Annotated in this window: 12 protein-coding genes; 5 read left to right on the top strand and 7 right to left on the bottom strand. The window is 65.5% G+C overall.

Going from position 1 to position 17730, the window contains the following annotated elements; genetic code table 11:
• Positions 1-165 precede the first annotated feature (165 nt).
• The 3 genes from OU995_RS17265 (at position 166) to OU995_RS17255 (ending at position 4590) form a co-directional block, all read left to right on the top strand.
• Complete coding sequence (locus OU995_RS17265) at positions 166-1305, top strand: response regulator (protein ID WP_267831246.1); 1140 nt, start codon at positions 166-168, stop codon at positions 1303-1305.
• Positions 1306-1595: 290 nt separating this feature from the next.
• Entirely contained in the window at positions 1596-3407 is a 1812-nt protein-coding gene (locus OU995_RS17260; protein WP_267831245.1) for a hypothetical protein, read from the top strand.
• 193 nt (positions 3408-3600) lie between these two features.
• Positions 3601-4590 carry an LLM class flavin-dependent oxidoreductase gene (locus OU995_RS17255; protein ID WP_267831244.1) on the top strand — a complete coding sequence of 330 codons (990 nt, stop codon included), beginning with the start codon at positions 3601-3603 and terminating at the stop codon, positions 4588-4590.
• Positions 4591-4660: 70 nt separating this feature from the next.
• Here the strand turns inward: OU995_RS17255 and OU995_RS17250 are convergent, their stop codons facing one another.
• The 4 genes from OU995_RS17250 to OU995_RS17235 form a co-directional block, all read right to left on the bottom strand.
• Positions 4661-5908, bottom strand: coding sequence for an ROK family transcriptional regulator (locus tag OU995_RS17250; RefSeq protein WP_267831243.1), 1248 nt, complete (start codon positions 5906-5908; stop codon positions 4661-4663).
• 46 nt (positions 5909-5954) lie between these two features.
• A complete protein-coding gene (locus tag OU995_RS17245; RefSeq protein ID WP_267831241.1) occupies positions 5955-6779 on the bottom strand; it encodes an ATP-binding cassette domain-containing protein in 825 nt (274 codons plus the stop codon).
• A gap of 61 nt (positions 6780-6840) precedes the next feature.
• A complete protein-coding gene (locus OU995_RS17240) occupies positions 6841-7812 on the bottom strand; it encodes an ABC transporter permease (RefSeq protein ID WP_267831240.1) in 972 nt (323 codons plus the stop codon).
• A 32-nt stretch (positions 7813-7844) separates the two neighbouring features.
• Positions 7845-8861, bottom strand: coding sequence for a sugar ABC transporter substrate-binding protein (locus OU995_RS17235; protein WP_420714738.1), 1017 nt, complete (start codon positions 8859-8861; stop codon positions 7845-7847).
• A 162-nt stretch (positions 8862-9023) separates the two neighbouring features.
• Between OU995_RS17235 and OU995_RS17230 the strand changes: the two genes are divergently transcribed.
• Positions 9024-9959 (top strand): carbohydrate kinase family protein, encoded by a 936-nt coding sequence (locus OU995_RS17230; protein ID WP_267831239.1) that lies wholly within the window; start codon positions 9024-9026, stop codon positions 9957-9959.
• Entirely contained in the window at positions 9959-10579 is a 621-nt protein-coding gene (locus OU995_RS17225) for a nucleoside/nucleotide kinase family protein (RefSeq protein WP_267831238.1), read from the top strand. Before OU995_RS17230 ends, OU995_RS17225 begins: the two co-directional genes overlap by 1 nt.
• 333 nt (positions 10580-10912) lie before the next feature.
• On the opposite strand, the gene purL is transcribed toward OU995_RS17225, so the two are convergent.
• From purL to OU995_RS17210, 3 genes are all read right to left on the bottom strand, one after another.
• A complete protein-coding gene (purL, locus tag OU995_RS17220) occupies positions 10913-14929 on the bottom strand; it encodes a phosphoribosylformylglycinamidine synthase (RefSeq protein ID WP_267831237.1) in 4017 nt (1338 codons plus the stop codon).
• A 176-nt stretch (positions 14930-15105) separates the two neighbouring features.
• Entirely contained in the window at positions 15106-16257 is a 1152-nt protein-coding gene (locus OU995_RS17215) for an ABC transporter substrate-binding protein (RefSeq protein ID WP_267831236.1), read from the bottom strand.
• 138 nt (positions 16258-16395) lie between these two features.
• Positions 16396-17727 carry a TRZ/ATZ family hydrolase gene (locus tag OU995_RS17210; protein ID WP_267831235.1) on the bottom strand — a complete coding sequence of 444 codons (1332 nt, stop codon included), beginning with the start codon at positions 17725-17727 and terminating at the stop codon, positions 16396-16398.
• Between the last annotated feature and the right edge of the window lie 3 nt (positions 17728-17730).

Here is a 17730-nt window from a genome sequence, read left to right as displayed (position 1 = left end):
GAATGGCCCTTGGGTGTAGGACGGCAACCCTTCCCCCATCAGGGGCCTCTGCGCGCCATGATGACAGCCGCGCAGCTACCATCGGGGCGTGCCTCCAATGGGAAAGCGGACCATCAGGCGGTGCCGGCCTCCATGCCCGCGCCACCACCAATCAGGGAGAGCCGCATGACATCGATTGAGGATCCGGTGCTGCCACATGCTGCGTCGGCCACGTGGGCCACGGTGCTGGTCGTGGATGACACCCCGACCAATCTCGCTTTGATGCGTGCGCTGCTGAGCATGCACTATCACGTGGTCACAGCCTCGGGTGGCCACGAGGCGCTGCGCATGGCGGCAGGCCCCACCCCCCCCGACCTCATCCTGCTGGATGTGATGATGCCGGGGCTGGACGGCTACGAAACCTGCGAGGCGCTCAAGGCCTCGGCGCGCACCCGCGACATCCCGGTGATCTTCCTGACGGCGCGGGTGGATACCCAGGATGAAGCCCGCGGTTTCGCGCTGGGCGCGGTGGACTACATCACCAAGCCGATCAGCCCGCCGCTGGTGCTGGCGCGGGTGCGGACGCATCTGCAACTCAAGGCCAGTGCTGATTTCCTGCGGGACAAAGCCAGCTATCTGGAGCAGGAGGTGGCACGGCGCACCGCCGAGCTGGCCGCCATCCAGGACGTGACCATCCACGCCATGGCCTCCCTGGCCGAAACGCGGGACAACGAGACCGGCCAACATCTACGCCGCACCCAGCACTATGTCAAGGCTCTGGCCGAAGCGCTGCGTCAACATCCTCGCTTTGAAGGCCTGCTCACCGACAAATACATCAGCACGCTCTTCAAATCTGCCCCCCTGCATGACATTGGGAAGGTGGGCATCCCCGACCACATCCTGCTCAAACCGGGGCCGTTTGCACCGGAGGAATTCGAGGTCATGAAAACGCACACCACGCTGGGTCGGGACGCCATCGAACAGGCCGAGCGACAGTTGGGCACACCGGTCGAGTTCCTCCACACGGCCAAGGACATTGCGTACGGCCACCAGGAAAAGTGGGACGGCACGGGCTACCCCAGAGGGTTGCGCGGCGCGGACATCCCCCTGCCCGCAAGGCTGATGGCGGTGGCTGACGTTTACGACGCCTTGATCTCGCGCCGTGTCTACAAAGCCCCCATGTCCCACGACGAGGCAGCACGCCTGATCACCCAAAGCCGTGGCAGCCATTTCGACCCGGACGTGGTGGATGCGTTCACCACGGTGCAAGACCGGTTCAAGGCCATCGCCGAGCAGTACCGCGACCCGGAGCCGGCGCGCCAGTGAATCCGTCAGGGCGGTCCATGTTTGCCATGAGAAAACCAAGCTCGGGACATCGACCACCCATTCAGGGTGGACGGCCAACTTCTTACTCAAGAAGGCAGATGAGCTCTGCAGATTGATGCAATAGCCCTGGGTGGAGCCCGACAGGAAGATGGCGGCATTCTTTCATCACGCGCCACCGCGCTACTGCCATGCCACCACGCCTGTCAGCCGCTCCCCCACAGCCGGCCTTCCCTCCACGGCACCTCCAGCTCTTGGCCCGCCCGCGCAACCGCAAGGCCAGCGCATCTCGAATGCGAGGCTTCACGCTGGTGGAGACTGCCATCTCCGGGGTGGTGGTGGCCGGCATCACCGCCAGCCTGCTGCTGGCCGTACGTTATGCGCAGATGGTCAACCAAGGCAAGGCGGTGGGGGAGCAGCTCACCACCATCAGCACCGGCGCCAACCGCTACATGAAGAAGTACAGCAAGGAGATCCTTGCGCTGGATCGCAGCTGTGCGGATGCGGCGCTGGTGCTAGGTGATGGGGCCGGCACCTCGCCCTCCGATCAATCTGAACGGACGGTCGACTGCAAATTGGTGCTGGGCGACGTCACGATCGCCAACGGCTATCAACCGACGGTTGACGAACTGCGCAGGTTGGAGCTGGTACGAGCCAACGACCAGTTGATGTTGCCCTTCTCCCCCGGCATTGCGGTGGACAAAGCCACCGGTGAAGCCGCCATTGCTCGCATTGCGATCTGGATCCGGCCCGTCAGCGACACGCCTTCCACCGGTGGTGCCGCCACCCCGGCACAGGCCAGCCTGATGAAGGCCGCCGCCCTGACGGGTGCGAGTCCTGGCACCTCTTCTCTGGCACGGCCACTGGACCTGCCGCCGAGCCTCAACGGCGTCAGTTGCTACAACGGGGAGGTATCCAAGGACAAGAAGGAGTTCAAGGGCGGCGACTGGGTCATTGCAGATGCGAAGGATGAAAAGAAAATCCTGCCGATCTTCGACCCCGCTGAGATCAGGGCCCACATCGCCGCCAATCGCGGCAATTCCTCCGTCTTCTTCCACGGCAGTCATTACTGCGACTACATGAGGCAGCAGTACGGGCAGGGAGTGTTTGGCCCCGCTCCGGGCACGCCCGGTGGTGGCACCGGCCCTTCGCCCGGCACTGGCGGTTCAAACACCTGGACGCTGGAGTCCGTGGTGTTTAATACCCAGCCCTACTACTTCGGCGGAGTCAGCCTGCCCATTGGCGCCGCAGCTCAGATCGGCGCGGCCCTGGAACAAGCGGGCTATGCGGGCCGGCTGTCGACCCTGAAGAGCAGCCCCACGGACAGCCGGATCATGCAGGGGGTGTACGGCCATGCCAAGAGCGACAACCCGATCCGGTCCAAGGATGGCCGCGAAGGCGTTCCGGGTATCCTGGCGGCCGTCAACCTGTTGGGAGAAGACGGGGGCGCCGTGTCGGACTCCGGGGGTGGACCCGGCGGAAACGGCAACTGGGACGCGGCGGGCCACAACATTGTGAATGCTGCGCTGATCCAAGCTGAGCAGATTGCTGGCCAGACTGCGGTGGTCGGCAGCGGATCCGCCCTGTCCACCCGGGGCCGTGACGTGGTCATGTCGGTCAACGGCAACATGGTGATGGGCGAAAAGAGCGTCATGATAGCCAACCAACTGGAGGCGATAGGGCTGCAGGCCAACAAGATTTCCACACCCCAACTGGACACGAGCTTGCTGAACGTGACGGGCGCGGCCCTGCTCCTGGGCAAGCCAAACAAGAGCGGGCCGTTTGATCTGTACTTGCGTGACGGCACAAGATTCCGCTTGCCGCGTGCGGTACCCGGTGAACTGTGTGAGGGCCTGAGCGACCTGGCCATGTCCCAGACCGTGTCGATCCAAAAGTCTCCCGGCAATCCTGTCTTGCTGACCCGCTTCGTGCTGTTCTGCGAACCTGAACATCGCGATGACTTTGCGGGCGTTGGGTCGGTGGGTGTGTACACCACCTCCCGATGGACCAGCGCGGAATACAAGGCCTTGCGGGCCAAGTATCCAGCACCCACCTACTATTGGTCCTGGTTCAACTCCACCCAATCGGACATGAACAACTTGTAGGCGGCGCGGCCAGTTGGCCGGGCGCAACGCTGCAGCGCACCCTTCGGAGCGATGCAGCGTTTCCTCCGGGTTGGCCACTTCGCGCTGTTGCGCGGTGGAACGGGCGAGACCTTGAACCTGAAACGCCTGCCATGGCATCCGCCAGAAAGCCATGCCGCCGACACGAGGAAGGCAATGAGCCTAGACTTTCGACATGTCTACAAAACTGTCGATTCTTGACCTTGCTTTCATCGTGGAAGGTGGCTCGGCCGCCCAGGCCCTGCGCGACAGCATTGCCCTCGCACAATGGGCAGAGCGGCTCGGTTACGAGCGCTTCTGGGTGGCTGAACATCACAACATGGACGGCGTGGCGTCCTCGGCCACGGCGGTGCTGATTGGCCAGATTGCCGCCGCCACCGAGCGCATCCGCGTGGGGTCCGGCGGCATCATGTTGCCCAACCACGCACCGCTGACCATTGCCGAGCAGTTCGGCACCTTGGCCACCCTCTTCCCCGGCCGCATCGATCTCGGCCTGGGCCGTGCCCCAGGCACCGATGGCCCCACCATGCGCGCCCTGCGTCGGCATTTGTCCACCGCGCATGAAGACCGATTCCCGGAAGACGTGCTGGAACTCCAGGCGTACCTCGCGCCGGCCGCCCCCAACCAACTGGTTCGTGCGGTTCCGGGCCAAGGCACGGAAGTCCCGATCTGGCTGCTGGGCTCCAGTCTCTACAGCGCCCAATTGGCCGCCTACATGGGGCTGCCGTTTGCCTTTGCCTCGCACTTTGCCCCCGCCATGCTCATGCAGGCGCTGGAGATGTACCGAGCGCAATATCGCCCGAGTGAACGCCACCCCAAGCCCTATGCGGCGGTAGGCCTGAACATCATCGTGGCGGATACCGACGCAGAGGCGCGGCATCTTTTCACCTCCATCCAGCAGCGTTTCCTCGGCATGCAGCGAGGCCAGCGAGGTTTGCTGCCGCGCCCGGTGCCTCAGATGGAAGTTCTGTGGACGCCATCGGAGCAGTTCCAGGTGGAGCGCATGCTGGCCGAATCCATCGTCGGCTCACCCGCCACGGTGAAGGCCGGGCTGCGAGACGTTCAGGAACGCACGGGTGCCGATGAGTTCATCGTCGCCTGCGCGGTGCACGATGCCAAAGCCCGTCGTCGCTCTTACGAATTGCTCTCCGGACTGGCGGACTGACGGCGTCCCTTTGGTGGGACAGCCCACTGGATGCGCAGCTGAAGGGTCGCACGGCAAGGGAGTCACGGCGTCAGACCGCCATATCCTTGAGGAACAGCTCCCGGTCCGGAGCGAAGTTCGCATGCAGTGGCAGCAAGGCACCGCCCATGGCGGCTGCATCCGCCCCCACGGCCCCTTCGAACAATCGGGGCGGCACCACGCCCTCCCAGGCTGGCCCTTTCATCGCCGCTTCGGTGCTGCGGATCAGCGCCTTCAGCAGATCCCGTGACAACACACCGTCGATGATCACGCCGTGGAGGTCCAGCAGACAGGCGGCCCCATGGATGGCATGAGCCAATGCCGGCCCGGACTGCGCCAACCAAGGCTCCGTGACTTCACGCCAAGGCGACTGCAGCGCCTGGCCCTCGGCGGCGGGTGCGAGTCCTGCTGCGGACCAGGCCTGCTCCAAGGTGTTGAGAGACGCCACGCTGAGCAACTGCCCCGCCCCGCTCCCTGCGGGTCCGAGCGGCATCGAGCCCACCGCCCCCGCATTGCCGGTCGCCCCGGTGTGCAGATGGCTGTCGATGACCAGCCCGCCGCCAATGAAGGTATCCACAAACAGATAGAGAAAACTGTGCAGGCTGCGCCCCCGCCCGGACACCAGTTCGGCCACGCAGGCGGCCGAGGTGTCCTTCATCGCCAGCACCGGCCATTCGCACCGCCGGGCCACTTCGTCCCTCAGCTTCAGCCCGGCCCAGCGCTGCGCCTGCTCCGGCGCAACACCCAGCAGGCTCTGCCAGCCCCCCAGCGCCAGCGGTGCGGCAATACCGACACCACAGACCCGATCCCGCCCCTCGGGCCCGAGTTTGCGCCGAACCGCCGTCAGACGCCGGGCGATTTCCGAGAGCAGTGCATCCGGGTCCGGGAAGGCATAGGTCCAAGACCATCGGCCCTGCACCTCACCGGTGAAGTCCACCAGCAACGCATCCAGTTGCCGCCGCCCCACCTTCAATCCGACCGCATACGCGCCCTGTGGATTCAGCGACAGCGGCACGGACGGCTGCCCCACCTTGCCACGCACTGGCGCGCCTTTGCGCAAATAGCCCTCATCCAGCAGCCGCTTGGTGATCAGGGACACGGTCTGCGCGGTGAGCCCGGTCAGCCGCGCCAGATCGGCGCCCGGCAGCGGCCCATGCAGCCGCAGCGCCTGCTGCACCACCCGCTCGTTGTATTGGCGAAGCCCTCCCTGGTTCGAGCCGCGCGTGGACAGCCGGGACTCGGCGCCACGCGGGAGCGAGGACTCGGCAGGCATTTCGTCGTCAGCAGTCAAAGCGGGCAAGAAAGACTCCTCCTGGACGGATCCGAGACCCACACACGCACCGTGCTCAATGAGCCAGCACCTCGGGCGGCAGTTGATCGGCCCGCAGCGCGCCGGTCATCACCGCAACCGTGTCGCTCATGCTGATCTGCTTCGGATTCAACACCGCCGCCCGCTTGCCCAGACGCGCCACGTGGATGCGGTCCGCCACCTCGAAGACATGGGGCATGTTGTGGGAGATCAGCACCACGGGCAGACCTTTGTCCCGCACGCGGCGGATCAGCTCCAGCACCATGTTGCCCTCTTTCACTCCGAGGGCGGCCGTGGGTTCATCCATGATCACGACGTGCTGCGCAAAGGCCGCCGCGCGCGCCACCGCCACACATTGCCGCTGACCACCGGACAAGGTCTCCAGCGGCTGGGACATCGATCGAATCCCCACCTTCAGGTCCGCCAGACGGGCCATGCTCTCGGCCAGCATGCGGCGCTTGTCCAGCATGCGCAGCAGGGTGCCCGGCAGGCCGGGGCGACGGATTTCGCGGCCCAGGAACAGGTTTTCCGCAATCGTCATGGCCGGCGCCACAGCCAGGTCCTGATAAACCGTCTCGATACCGGCCCGTCGTGCATCAATGGGGCTTCTGAACACGGTGCGCCGACCATCCAGCAGGATCTCGCCCGCATCCGGCACCGTCGCACCCGACAGCGCCTTGATGAGCGAAGACTTGCCGGCACCGTTGTCGCCGATGACGGCGAGGATCTCGCCGGCCCGCAGTTCAAAGTCAGCACCATCCAGCGCCGTCACCTGGCCGTAGCGCTTGACAAGGCCCCGCGCCTGCATCACCACACGGGGCGCGGCGCCAGGGCTCTGACCCGTGCTCGTCTCAACGCTCATGGCCGTACTCCCCCGTGTGTCCCATCCACTGCCCCGTCCACTGCTGATACCCGTGCTCATCTCAACGCGCTCCCCGACGAGACAGCTGATCGGCCGTCACTGCCAGGATGACCAGCACCCCGGTGACCAGCACTTGGTAGATGGACGACACGCCCATCAGCGTGAGGCCGTTGCGGAACACCCCCACCACCAGCGCCCCGATGAGCGAACCGATGATGACGCCGCGTCCGCCAAACAGGCTGGTGCCCCCCAGCACGACGGCGGTAATGGCGTCGAGGTTCTCGGTCTGCCCCGCATTCGGATCCCCCACCCCGGTGCGGGACACGCTCAGCAACGAGGCCAGCCCATAACAAAAGCCCGCAGTCACATAGACCGACAGCAGCACCCGCTGGGTGGGAATGCCCACCAGCCGCGTAGCTTCGGGGTTGTTGCCCACCGCATAGACATGCCGGCCGGCTGCCGTCTCGCGCAGCACGAACCAGGCAATGCCGTACAAGCCCAGCATCAGCAAGGTGCCCCATGCAAAGTCGGTACCGCCCACAGAAAAGGTATTGCCCAGCGCGGTCATCAGCGGCGGCAGATCGGTGATCGTCTGCGAGCCAGAGTAGAGCTGCGTGATGGCGAACGCGATGTTCATCGTCCCCAGCGTGACGATGAATGACGGCAGCTTGATGCGAGTCACCAGCAGCCCGTTCACCAGCCCGAACAGCGTGGTCACCGCCACCCCGGCCAGCAGCGCCACCGAGGGGGGCAGGCCGCTGCTCACGGCCAGCTTGCTCATGATGATGCCGCCCAGGGCCATCACCATCCCGCACGACAGATCGATACCGGCGGTGAGGATCACCAGCGTCTGGCCGATGGCAATGACCCCCACCACGGCGACCTGCTGCAGGATCAGCGAAAAGTTGCCCCCGGTCAGAAAGATCGGGCTTTGCGTCGCAAAGAAGGCGCAGGCCAGCAGCAGCGCGATGAACGGCCCGCAGGCCGCCAGCGTCAGGCCTGCCGGCAGGTGGCGGCCGGGCGCCGCCGTCATTGCAGGCCCCCCTGCCCCCAGCGGCGCGGCCATCACTTGTTGCCCCAGCAGAGTTCCTGGCCCTTGGCCACCGGCAGGCTGCTCACACCGGCCACCGGGGTGTTGGCGATCAGAGCCACGCCGGTATCGGTATAGCCGCTGGGCTTCTTGCCGGTCTTGGCGAACTCAACCCCGGCTTCCACGCCCTTGGCGGCCATGATCAGCGGATATTGCTGACTGGTGGCGGTGATCTTGCCGGCGCCGACGTCCTTCACGCCCTGGCAGCCCCCGTCCACCGCGACAATGATCACCCCCTTCTCCTTGCCTGCCTTCTTGAGCGCGTTGTAGGCGCCTGCGGCAGCGGGTTCATTGATGGCGTAGACCAGGTTGACGTTGGGTGCCCGTTGCAGGCAGTTCTCCATGCCGGTCTGGCCCTTGGCCTGGTCGCCGTAGCTGTCGGCCATGCAGGCGATGTCGGCGGTCTTTCCGAGTTCATTGCTCTTGGCGTCCGGCGCGGGGAGCCCCAGTCCGTTCATGAAACCGTTGTGGCGCTGAGCGCCGACGGGGTGACCCGGGAACAGGTCCAGCGTCACGATGACCGGCGGCTTGCCGGCCAGCGCGGCCTTGGCGTATTGACCGATGAGCACGCCGGCCTGGAAGTTGTTGGTGGCAAACAGTGCGTCCACCGCGCTGGTCGGGTCCGTGGGGCTGTCCAGGGCGATGACCAGCACGCCTTTGTCGCGCGCCTTCTTCACGGCCGGCACGATGGCCTTGCTGTCGCTCGGCACCAGCAGGATGGTCTTGGCCCCGGCGGCCACCATGTTCTCCAGGGCGGTCACCTGGCTGGCGTTGTCACCATCGGCCTTGCCCCCGGCGGTCAGCAGCTTGGCGCCCCTGGCCTTGGCCGCCTCGGCGGCCCCCTCCTTCATCTTCACGAAATAGGGGTTGGTTTCGGTCTTGACGATCAGTCCGATGATCGGTGCGTCCTGGGCCAGCGCCGGTGTGGCCAGCAGCGTCATGCCGACGGCCATGGCCAGCGCGGTCAAAGGAGCGGAGCGAAAGCGCAGCATCGAAAGTCTCCTGTTTTGTAGTGTGGTTTCAATTGTGGAAACGACCGATAAATAAATCAAGCGGATTGATTAATGGAAAACCACTAGGGCCTGGTAAAGCTGTGGCGGGCATGCTGGACCGCTTCACTTATAGGATTCACTCCCCGCAGGAAGGAAGTCGCCATGATCGTGGTCAGCGGAGAAGCGCTGATGGATGTGTTTGACCAGGGCCGCACGGGCACAGGTCACACGCTGGATGCTCGTATGGGCGGGTCGCCGCTGAATGTCGCCATCGGTCTGGCCCGACTGGGGCAACCGGTCCGATTTTTTGGAGGGGTTTCGCGCGGATTTCTGGGCGAGCGGCTGATGTCGGCGATGAACCAGGAAGGGGTGGACACCTGCCTGGTCCAACGCACGGAGGCGCCCACCACCTTGAGCCTGGTGGGGGTGCGGCCGAGCGGCGTGCCGGACTATGCGTTTTACTCGCACGGGGCGGCGGAATCGCAGTTGCCGCTGTCGGCGCTGGAGGCCATAGAAACGGCGATACCGTCCGCACAGGCCTACCACTTTGGCTCCTACGCCATGGTGATCGAGCCGGCGGGCAGTACGCTGCGAGCGCTTGTTGTGCGGGAGCATGGCCGCAGCGTGATTGCGTACGACCCGAACGTCCGGACGAATGTCGAGCCTGATCTCGCGCGCTGGCGGGAGGTCATTGACTGGATGGCGCCGCTCACCCACCTCTTCAAGGCCAGCGAGGAAGACCTGGCGCTCCTGTATCCCGATGTAGCGCTGGCGGATCTGGCGGCGGCGTGGTTGGAGGCTGGAGCGTCGCTGGTGGTGATCACCCGGGGGGCGGTGGGTGCGGAGGCCTGGTCGGCAGCGGGGCATGTCCGTGCCGAGCCGATCCGGGTGGAGGTGGTGGACACGGTGGGGGCTGGCGACACCTTCCAGGCGATGTTGCTGGCCGCACTGAACGAACAGGGCCTGCTCACGCCCGACGCGATACGTGGCCTCACTCGCGCGCAGATGGCCTACATTTTGCGTTTAGCCAGTCGAGCGGCGGCGGTGACCTGTTCACGCCGAGGTGCTGACTTGCCCCGTCGTCTCGAGGTGGATTGATGCAATTGCCAACGGAAGCTTTGGATCGTGCGCGCGCCCTGCTGGAGGGGGGTGAACGACGGCTCTTGGGAATCACCGGCTCGCCGGGTGCGGGCAAGTCGACGGTGGCCGCCTTGCTGCAAGCGGCGCTGGGTCCGGTGGCGCAGGTGGTGCCGATGGACGGCTTCCATCTGGCCCAGGCCGAACTGGAGCGATTGGGGCGAGCCCATCGCAAGGGGGCGCCGGACACCTTTGATGCGCCTGGCTTTGTGGCCTTGCTGCGCCGCCTGCGTGCCCCGCAGCCGGGTGAAACCGTCTACGCCCCGGAGTTCCGCCGCGAGCTTGAAGAGCCCATTGCTGGGGCTCTGGCGGTGCCACCGGGGCTGCCGCTGCTGATCATTGAAGGCAACTACCTGCTACTGGAATCCGAGACCTGGGACGAAGTCAGGCCGATGCTGGATGACTGCTGGCACATCACGGTGGCGCAAGAACAGCGCCTCGCGCAGCTCATTGCTCGCCACGAGCGTCACGGCCGCACGCCGGAACAAGCACGCGAATGGGCTCTCACCAACGACGAGCCCAATGCCCGCCTCATCGAAGCCGCCGCCTACCGCGCCAACTGGCAAATGCCCTGGTCTTGACCCGTACCCCCACACGCCGCAGCACGCCCGGCGAGCCTGAGTCTTAAAAAGCTGCCTCCGTCCCCAAAAGCCAATCTCAGTCCGTGCCTGGACCGACTTGCGCTGGCGCCGGGCCGCCCCAAGCCGGCCGCATCGACCTGAGTTCGGGGCCTTCGCCCCGAACGAAGGTCACCCCCTCGGGGGGTGGTTCCGCGTACCCGCGGAACCGGGGGCCCACATCCCCCCCAAGCCGGCCGCATCGACCTGAGTTCAGGGCCCTCGCCCTGGACGAGGGTCACCCCCTCGGGGGGTGGTTCCGCGTACCCGCGGAACCGGGGGCCCACATCCTTGCGGTCACCCCACCCACACCCGCGCGTTACGGAACATCCGCATCCACGGGCTGAACGTCGACCTGTCACCGCCGGTCCAGCTCATCTGCACATTGCGGAACACCCGCTCCGGATGCGGCATCAGCGCGGTAAACCGTCCATCCGCCGTGGTCACCGCCGTCAGGCCCTCCGGGCTGCCATTCGGGTTCAACGGATACTGCTCCGTCGGTTGGCCCTCCCCGTCCACAAAACGCATCGCGCGGATCACCTGGCTGGCATCACCCCGCTGCGAGAAGTCCGCAAACCCCTCGCCGTGCGCCACGGCAATCGGCAGCCGCGTCCCCGCCATGCCTGCAAAGAACAGGCTCGGCGATTCCATGACTTCCACCTGTGCCAGCCGCGCCTCGAATTGCTCGCTGCGATTACGCACGAACTTCGGCCAGTGTTGCGCGCCAGGGATCATCGGCGACAGCGCCGCCAGCATCTGGCAGCCATTGCACACGCCCAGCGCAAAACTGTCCAGGCGCGCAAAAAACGCCTCAAACGCATCCTTCAGCTGCGGGTTGAACAGAATGGACCGCGCCCAGCCTTCACCAGCGCCCAAGGTGTCCCCATAGCTGAAGCCACCGCAGGCCACAAAGCCCTTGAACTGGCTCAGGTCCACCGCGCCAGCCTGCAGGTCGCTCATGTGGACGTCAAAGCTGTCAAAGCCGGCCTGCGACATTGCGTAGGCCATCTCCACATGCGAGTTGACACCTTGCTCACGCAGGATCGCCACCTTCGGACGCACCCCCGTCTGGATGAACGGCGCCGCCACGTCGGCATTCACATCAAAGCTGGGCAGCCAATGCAGGCCGCCGACCGGTGCGCCGGCCAGTGCATGTTCCTGATCGGCGCAGGCCGGGTTGTCCCGGTCGCGCGTGATGCGCCAGGAGACCTGGTCCCATTCCTGATGCAGTTGCTGCAGCGGCGCGCTGAACACCTTCTTGGCGTCACGCCACACTTCCACCTGCGCCGCGTCATTGGTCTTGCCCACCACATGCGACAGCCTGGACAAACCATGGGCACGCAGGGTCTGCAGCACCGCATCGCGGTCGCCGGTGGCGACCTGCAGCACCACGCCGAGTTCTTCATTGAACAGGGCCTTCAGCGTCAGCTCTTCACGACGGCCGCTGACCTGGCTCGCCCAGTTCTTGGAATCCCCCGTGTCCGCACGGCTGTCGGTAATGCCGTCGCCTTCGGTGACCAGCAGGTCCACATTCAGGCTCACACCGCGCTGGCCAGCAAAGGCCATTTCGGCAGCAGCGGCCAGCAGACCACCGTCGCTGCGGTCGTGGTAGGCCAGCAGCTTGCCTTGCGCACGCAGTTCATTCACGGCGACCACCGTCTGCTTGAGCAGCGCGGGATCGTCCAGGTCCGGCACTTCCGGACCGAACTGGCTCAAGGTCTGCGCCAGGATCGAGCCGCCCATGCGCTTGCGGCCCTGGCCCAGGTCGATCAGCACCAGCGTGGTGTCGCCCTGCTGCAGTTGGGGCGTCAGCGTGGTCCGCACATCCGGGATCGACGCAAAGGCGGACACGATCAGGGACACCGGCGCGGTGACCTGACGGGTTTCGCCGTTCTCGCTCCAGCGGGTGCGCATGGACAGGGAATCCTTGCCCACCGGGATCGACACACCCAGCGCAGGGCACAGCTCCATGCCCACCGCCTTGACGGTGTCGTACAGCGCGGCGTCTTCACCAGCCTCGCCGCAGGCGGCCATCCAGTTCGCGGACAGCTTCACCCGCGACAGTTCGATCGGCGCCGCCAGCAAGTTGGTGATGGCCTCGGCCACCGCCATGCGGCCGGACGCCGGGGCATCCACCGCCGCCAGCGGCGTGCGCTCGCCCATGCTCATGGCTTCACCGGCAAAGCCCTTGAAATCAGCCAGCGTGACCGCGCAGTCGGCCACCGGCACCTGCCACGGGCCCACCATCTGGTCACGATGGCTCAGGCCGCCCACGGTGCGGTCGCCGATGGTGATCAGGAAGCGCTTGGAGGCCACGGTGGGGTGACGCAGCACCTGGGTCACCGCCTGGGCCAGGTCCACGCCATCGAGATTCAGCGTGCCGCCGGAGCGGGCCACCCGCTGGACATCCCGGTGCACCTTGGGCGGCTTGCCCAACAGCACATCCATCGGCATGTCGATGGCGCGTTCGCCGCCCTGCCCGTCTTCCAGCACCAGTTCCCGCTGTTCGGTGGTCACGCCCACCACCGCAAACGGGCAGCGCTCACGGGCGCACATGCTCTCGAACAGAGGCAGGCTTTCCGGGGCGATGGCCAGGACGTAACGCTCCTGGCTTTCATTGCACCAGATTTCTTTCGGTGCCAGGCCGGACTCTTCCAGCGGCACCTGGCGCAGATCAAAGCGCGCACCACGGCCAGCGTCGTTCACCAGTTCGGGGAAGGCGTTGGAGATGCCCCCCGCGCCCACGTCGTGCACCGCCAGGATGGGGTTGCGCTCGGCCAGACCCCAGCAATGGTTGAGCACCTCTTGCGCACGGCGCTGGATTTCCGGATTGCCACGCTGGACCGAATCGAAGTCCAGGTCGGCCGTGTTGGTGCCGGCGGCCATGGAACTGGCGGCACCACCGCCCATGCCGATGCGCATGCCGGGACCGCCCAGCTGGATCAGCAAGGTGCCGGCAGGGAACTCGATCTTCTTGGTCAGGTCCGAGCGGATGGCACCCACCCCCCCCGCGATCATGATGGGCTTGTGATAACCGCGCTGGACACCGTCCACCTGCTGCTCATACACCCGGAAGTAGCCGCCCAGGTTGGGCCGGCCGAATTCATTGTTGAAGGCCGCTCCCCCCAACGGGCCTTCGGTCATGATCTGCAGCGGGCTGGCGATATGCGCCGGCTTGCCGATGGACTGCTGTTCCCAGGGCTCCACCAGGCCCGGCAACTGAAGGTTGGACACCGAGAACCCGGCCAGGCCGGCCTTGGGCTTGGCGCCACGGCCGGTGGCGCCTTCATCGCGGATTTCGCCCCCCGCGCCAGTCGAGGCGCCGGGATGCGGAGAGATGGCCGTCGGGTGGTTGTGGGTCTCCACCTTCATCAGCACATGGGCAGTCTCGGTGCGGGCTTCGTATTGGGGAGCACGACGGTCACCGGTGGCCATCCAGCGCTCGATGGTGTGACCTTCCATCACCGCCGCGTTGTCCGCATAGGCGATGACGGTGTGTTGGGAATTCAGCTTTTCGGTGTTGCGGATCATGCCGAACAGCGACAGCGGCTGGGCTTCACCGTCAATGGTGAACTGGGCATTGAAGATCTTGTGGCGGCAGTGCTCGCTATTGGCCTGCGCGAACATCATCAGTTCCACATCGCTCGGGTTGCGGCCCAGGCGCTGGAAGGCCGTCACCAGATATTCGATCTCGTCATCGGACAGCGCCAGACCCCAGGCACCGTTGGCCTCGTCCAGCGCTGCGCGCCCACGGCCGATCACATCCACATGGGCCAGCGGCTGGGCCTGCTTGTCGTCAAACAGATGGACCGCATCTTCCCGGTTCAGCAGCACGCTTTCGGTCATTCGGTCGTGCAGCAGGTCGGCACAGGCCAGCAGCTCCTGCTCGGTGAGCGGCTTGGGGCCCCCGGTCAGGCCAGCGGTCACGGTGTTGAGCAGGCCCGGCTTGAGCGTCAGGCGGTATTCGGTGACACGTTCCACCCGCTGGATGTCCAGCCCGCAGTTGTGGGCGATGTCGGTGGCTTTGGAGGCCCAGGGGCTCAAGGTGCCCAGACGGGGTGCGGTGACGATCAAAGCGCCGTCGGACGGGCCTTCATACGCGTCGCCGTAGTTCAGCAGCGCGGCCAGCTTGCTGCGGCTGGCGTCGTCCAGCGCATTCGGGGTCCACACCCAGTGCACATGGCGGGCGTGGACGGCGGTGATGCGGTCGCTCACAGCCTGCAGGCGCGCCAGCAGCGCCGTTGCCCGGAAGGACGAGAGGGCATTGCCCCCCTCGAAGTGAATCAGATGCTTGGAGGAGGAGGTGCTGGCCATGAAGCTGGTCTCTGGAGGTCTGGCGTCGCGGGGGGTCGCGGCGGAGAACTTGTGATTGTAGCGAGGACGGCGAGGGTTCTTCCCTAGACGGTCGCCAGGAGCAGGAAACAAAAAGGGCCATCCGGTGGGATGGCCCTGGGCATCGTGACAGCTGATCAGCGATCAGCCGCCAATGATCAACGCAGGAAACGGCCGCGCGGATCGATGATGGCGATGTCGGCGTAAGTGGCGCCGGTGTGGTCGGTCGAGCTGAAGGAGACTTCCAGGCCGCCCAGATCGTACTTGTTCATGCCGTTGAGCGCGCGCAGCACGCTGCCACGGTTCACGTCCTTGCCGGCACGCTTGATCGCTTCCACCAGCACCTTCGCCGAGGCAAAGCCTTCCATGATGGCGGGCGTGACGATGCCACCGCTTTCCGGCGCCTTCTTCACCAGGTCGGTGATCTCACGCACCATCGGCATGGTCATGGTCCGCTCGTTCGGGAAGACCTGCGACACAATCACGCCGGCTGCGTTCTTGTCCAGCAGTTGCAGGAAGCCCGCCGACGCATTGTTGGACAGCGTGGACACCATCGCGCGCGAACCGGCGGTACGCAGGCCGTTGATGCTGTCGGCCACCAGTTGCTGGGTCCCGATGAACAGCACCACCTGCGGATCCGCGGCCATGATCTGGCGCACCAGGCCCGGCACGTCCGGCTTCTCGCGGTCGAAGGTCAAATGAGCGACCGGCTTGACCTTCTGGTCGGCCAGGCCCTTGAGCGCGCCGGCCGCAGCATCCTGGCCGAAGGTGTCATTCACCTGCACCAAGGCAATGCGCTGGTTGCCCATTTCCAGCAGCAGCTGAATGGCGCGCTCCGACTCCCGCTGATAGGTGGAGCGGACATTGAAGATGTAGGGGTTCACCGGCTTGTGCAGCAGCATCGCACCGGTGGAGGGGGCCACCAGCGGGATCTGGTACTTGTCCAGCAAGGGCATGACCGCCTGCGTGTGCGGCGTGCCGCGCGTCAGGAACAGGGCCACGGCGTTCTTGTCGATCAGCGCCTGGGCGTTGGCCGCCGTGCGCTTGGGATCAAAAGCATCGTCCATGACGATCACTTCGATCTTCTGACCATTGACACCGCCCGTGGCATTCACATGGTCGATATAGAGCTTGGCGCCGAGGTTCAGTTCCTTGACGCTGGCGGCCACCTGTCCGGTGACGCCGTTGGTCTGGCCGACGATGATCTGGGCCTGGGCGCTCAGCGAAGCGCCGCCCAGGCTGGCCACCAGGGCCATGGTGGGAAGAACTGCAGCCAGCAGGCGGCGGCCGACGGATGAACGGTCTTTCATTCTGATGATTCCTGCCGACGGGCGGGCATGTGTAGCCACCTCGCCGGCGTCTGTCCCCAAATGCCGACCGTCATCCGCCTTGTGGACAGCTGATCCCGGGTCGACGCCTGGCGCCAACCCTCCCCTCAAACGAGGGGGTTAACGCCCCGCCCGCATCTTAGCCACGATGTCCTGCACTCGTCCCATAAGAGCCCCGGTGTCAATCGATGTATTTGTGCGATTTTTCAACAACTGCCGACCGGCCACCCAGACATCCGTGACATGTTCACGCCCCGCCACATAGGCCAGCTGGGCATCGGCATGATAGACCGGCTGACATTCCAGTGCCTCCAGCGACACGGCCACCACGTCGGCCTGCTTGCCCGGCTCCAGCGTGCCCAGGTCATGGGCACGGCCCATGGCCTTGGCGGCACGCACGGTGGCCATTTCCAGCGCGGTGCGGGCGGAAACGGTCAGCGGGTCGCCGGTGGAACCCTTGGCCAGCAGCGCGGCGGCGCGGATTTCGGTGAACATGTCCTGCCGGTTGTTGGACGCGGCGCCGTCCGTGCCCAGCACGGTGTTGACACCCGCCGCCTCCAGTGCCTTGACCGGCGCAATGCCGGACGCCAGCTTGAGGTTGGAGCTGGGGTTGTGCACCAGGTGCACGCCCTTGCGGGCAATCAACTCAATCTCCTGCGGCGACAGGTGGACCATGTGAACGGCAATCATGCGTTCATTCAGCAGGCCCAGCTTGTCCAGGCGCTCCAGCGGACGCACGCCGTATTGTTTGACGCTGCCGTCGATCTCATCCTGCGTCTCGTGGATGTGGCAGTGCACCTGCAGGTCGTACTTCTCCGCCAGCTCGCGCAGTTGGGTGAAGGTCTCGTCGGAGACGGTGTAAGGTGCATGCGGGGCGCTGGTCCAGTCCAGCAGCGATTCCCCCTTGAACTGTTCATAGGCCGCCAGGCCCTTCTGAATGTAGTCCTGCGCATTGGCGGCATAGCCGGTCGGGAAGTCGATCACGTTGATCGACACGCCGGCACGCAGGCCGCTGTCCACTGCCGCACGAGCCATGGCGGTGGGGAAGAAATACATGTCGTTGAGGTAGGTCACCCCGCCGCGGATGGCTTCCGCTGCCGACAGCAGCGAGCCCTGGTAGACCCAGTCCTCGCTCACCCACTGCCGCTCCAGCGGCCAGATGTGGTTGTTCAGCCAGTCCATCAGTGCCAGGTCATCCGCCACGCCACGCAGCAGCGACATGGCCGAATGGGTGTGTGCATTGATCAGGCCGGGAATCAGCACATGGTGCGGCAGTTCCACCCGTTCCGCCTGCGCATACCGCTGCAGCGCTTCCTCACGCGGCAGCACGGCGGCGATGCGGTCGCCCTCCACGGCCAGCGCATGCTGTTCCAGCACCGGGCTGCCCGGCGTCATGGTGATCAGCCAGCGGGGCAGCAACAGCTTCACGGCTTGGGGGGCTTGGGCAGTCATGGG

Source organism: Roseateles sp. SL47 (assembly GCF_026625885.1).
Taxonomy (GTDB): domain Bacteria; phylum Pseudomonadota; class Gammaproteobacteria; order Burkholderiales; family Burkholderiaceae_C; genus Roseateles.
This window is presented reverse-complemented; position numbering and strand designations above follow the sequence as displayed.

Coding starts and splice junctions, on each gene's coding strand:
- OU995_RS17265 (WP_267831246.1), top strand. CDS start 166: ATGACATCGATTGAGGATCCGGTGCTGCCACATGCTGCGTCGGCCACG.
- OU995_RS17260 (WP_267831245.1), top strand. CDS start 1,596: ATGCGAGGCTTCACGCTGGTGGAGACTGCCATCTCCGGGGTGGTGGTG.
- OU995_RS17255 (WP_267831244.1), top strand. CDS start 3,601: ATGTCTACAAAACTGTCGATTCTTGACCTTGCTTTCATCGTGGAAGGT.
- OU995_RS17245 (WP_267831241.1), bottom strand. CDS start 6,779: ATGAGCGTTGAGACGAGCACGGGTCAGAGCCCTGGCGCCGCGCCCCGT.
- OU995_RS17240 (WP_267831240.1), bottom strand. CDS start 7,812: ATGACGGCGGCGCCCGGCCGCCACCTGCCGGCAGGCCTGACGCTGGCG.
- OU995_RS17235 (WP_420714738.1), bottom strand. CDS start 8,861: ATGCTGCGCTTTCGCTCCGCTCCTTTGACCGCGCTGGCCATGGCCGTC.
- OU995_RS17230 (WP_267831239.1), top strand. CDS start 9,024: ATGATCGTGGTCAGCGGAGAAGCGCTGATGGATGTGTTTGACCAGGGC.
- OU995_RS17225 (WP_267831238.1), top strand. CDS start 9,959: ATGCAATTGCCAACGGAAGCTTTGGATCGTGCGCGCGCCCTGCTGGAG.
- purL (WP_267831237.1), bottom strand. CDS start 14,929: ATGGCCAGCACCTCCTCCTCCAAGCATCTGATTCACTTCGAGGGGGGC.
- OU995_RS17215 (WP_267831236.1), bottom strand. CDS start 16,257: ATGAAAGACCGTTCATCCGTCGGCCGCCGCCTGCTGGCTGCAGTTCTT.
- OU995_RS17210 (WP_267831235.1), bottom strand. CDS start 17,727: ATGACTGCCCAAGCCCCCCAAGCCGTGAAGCTGTTGCTGCCCCGCTGG.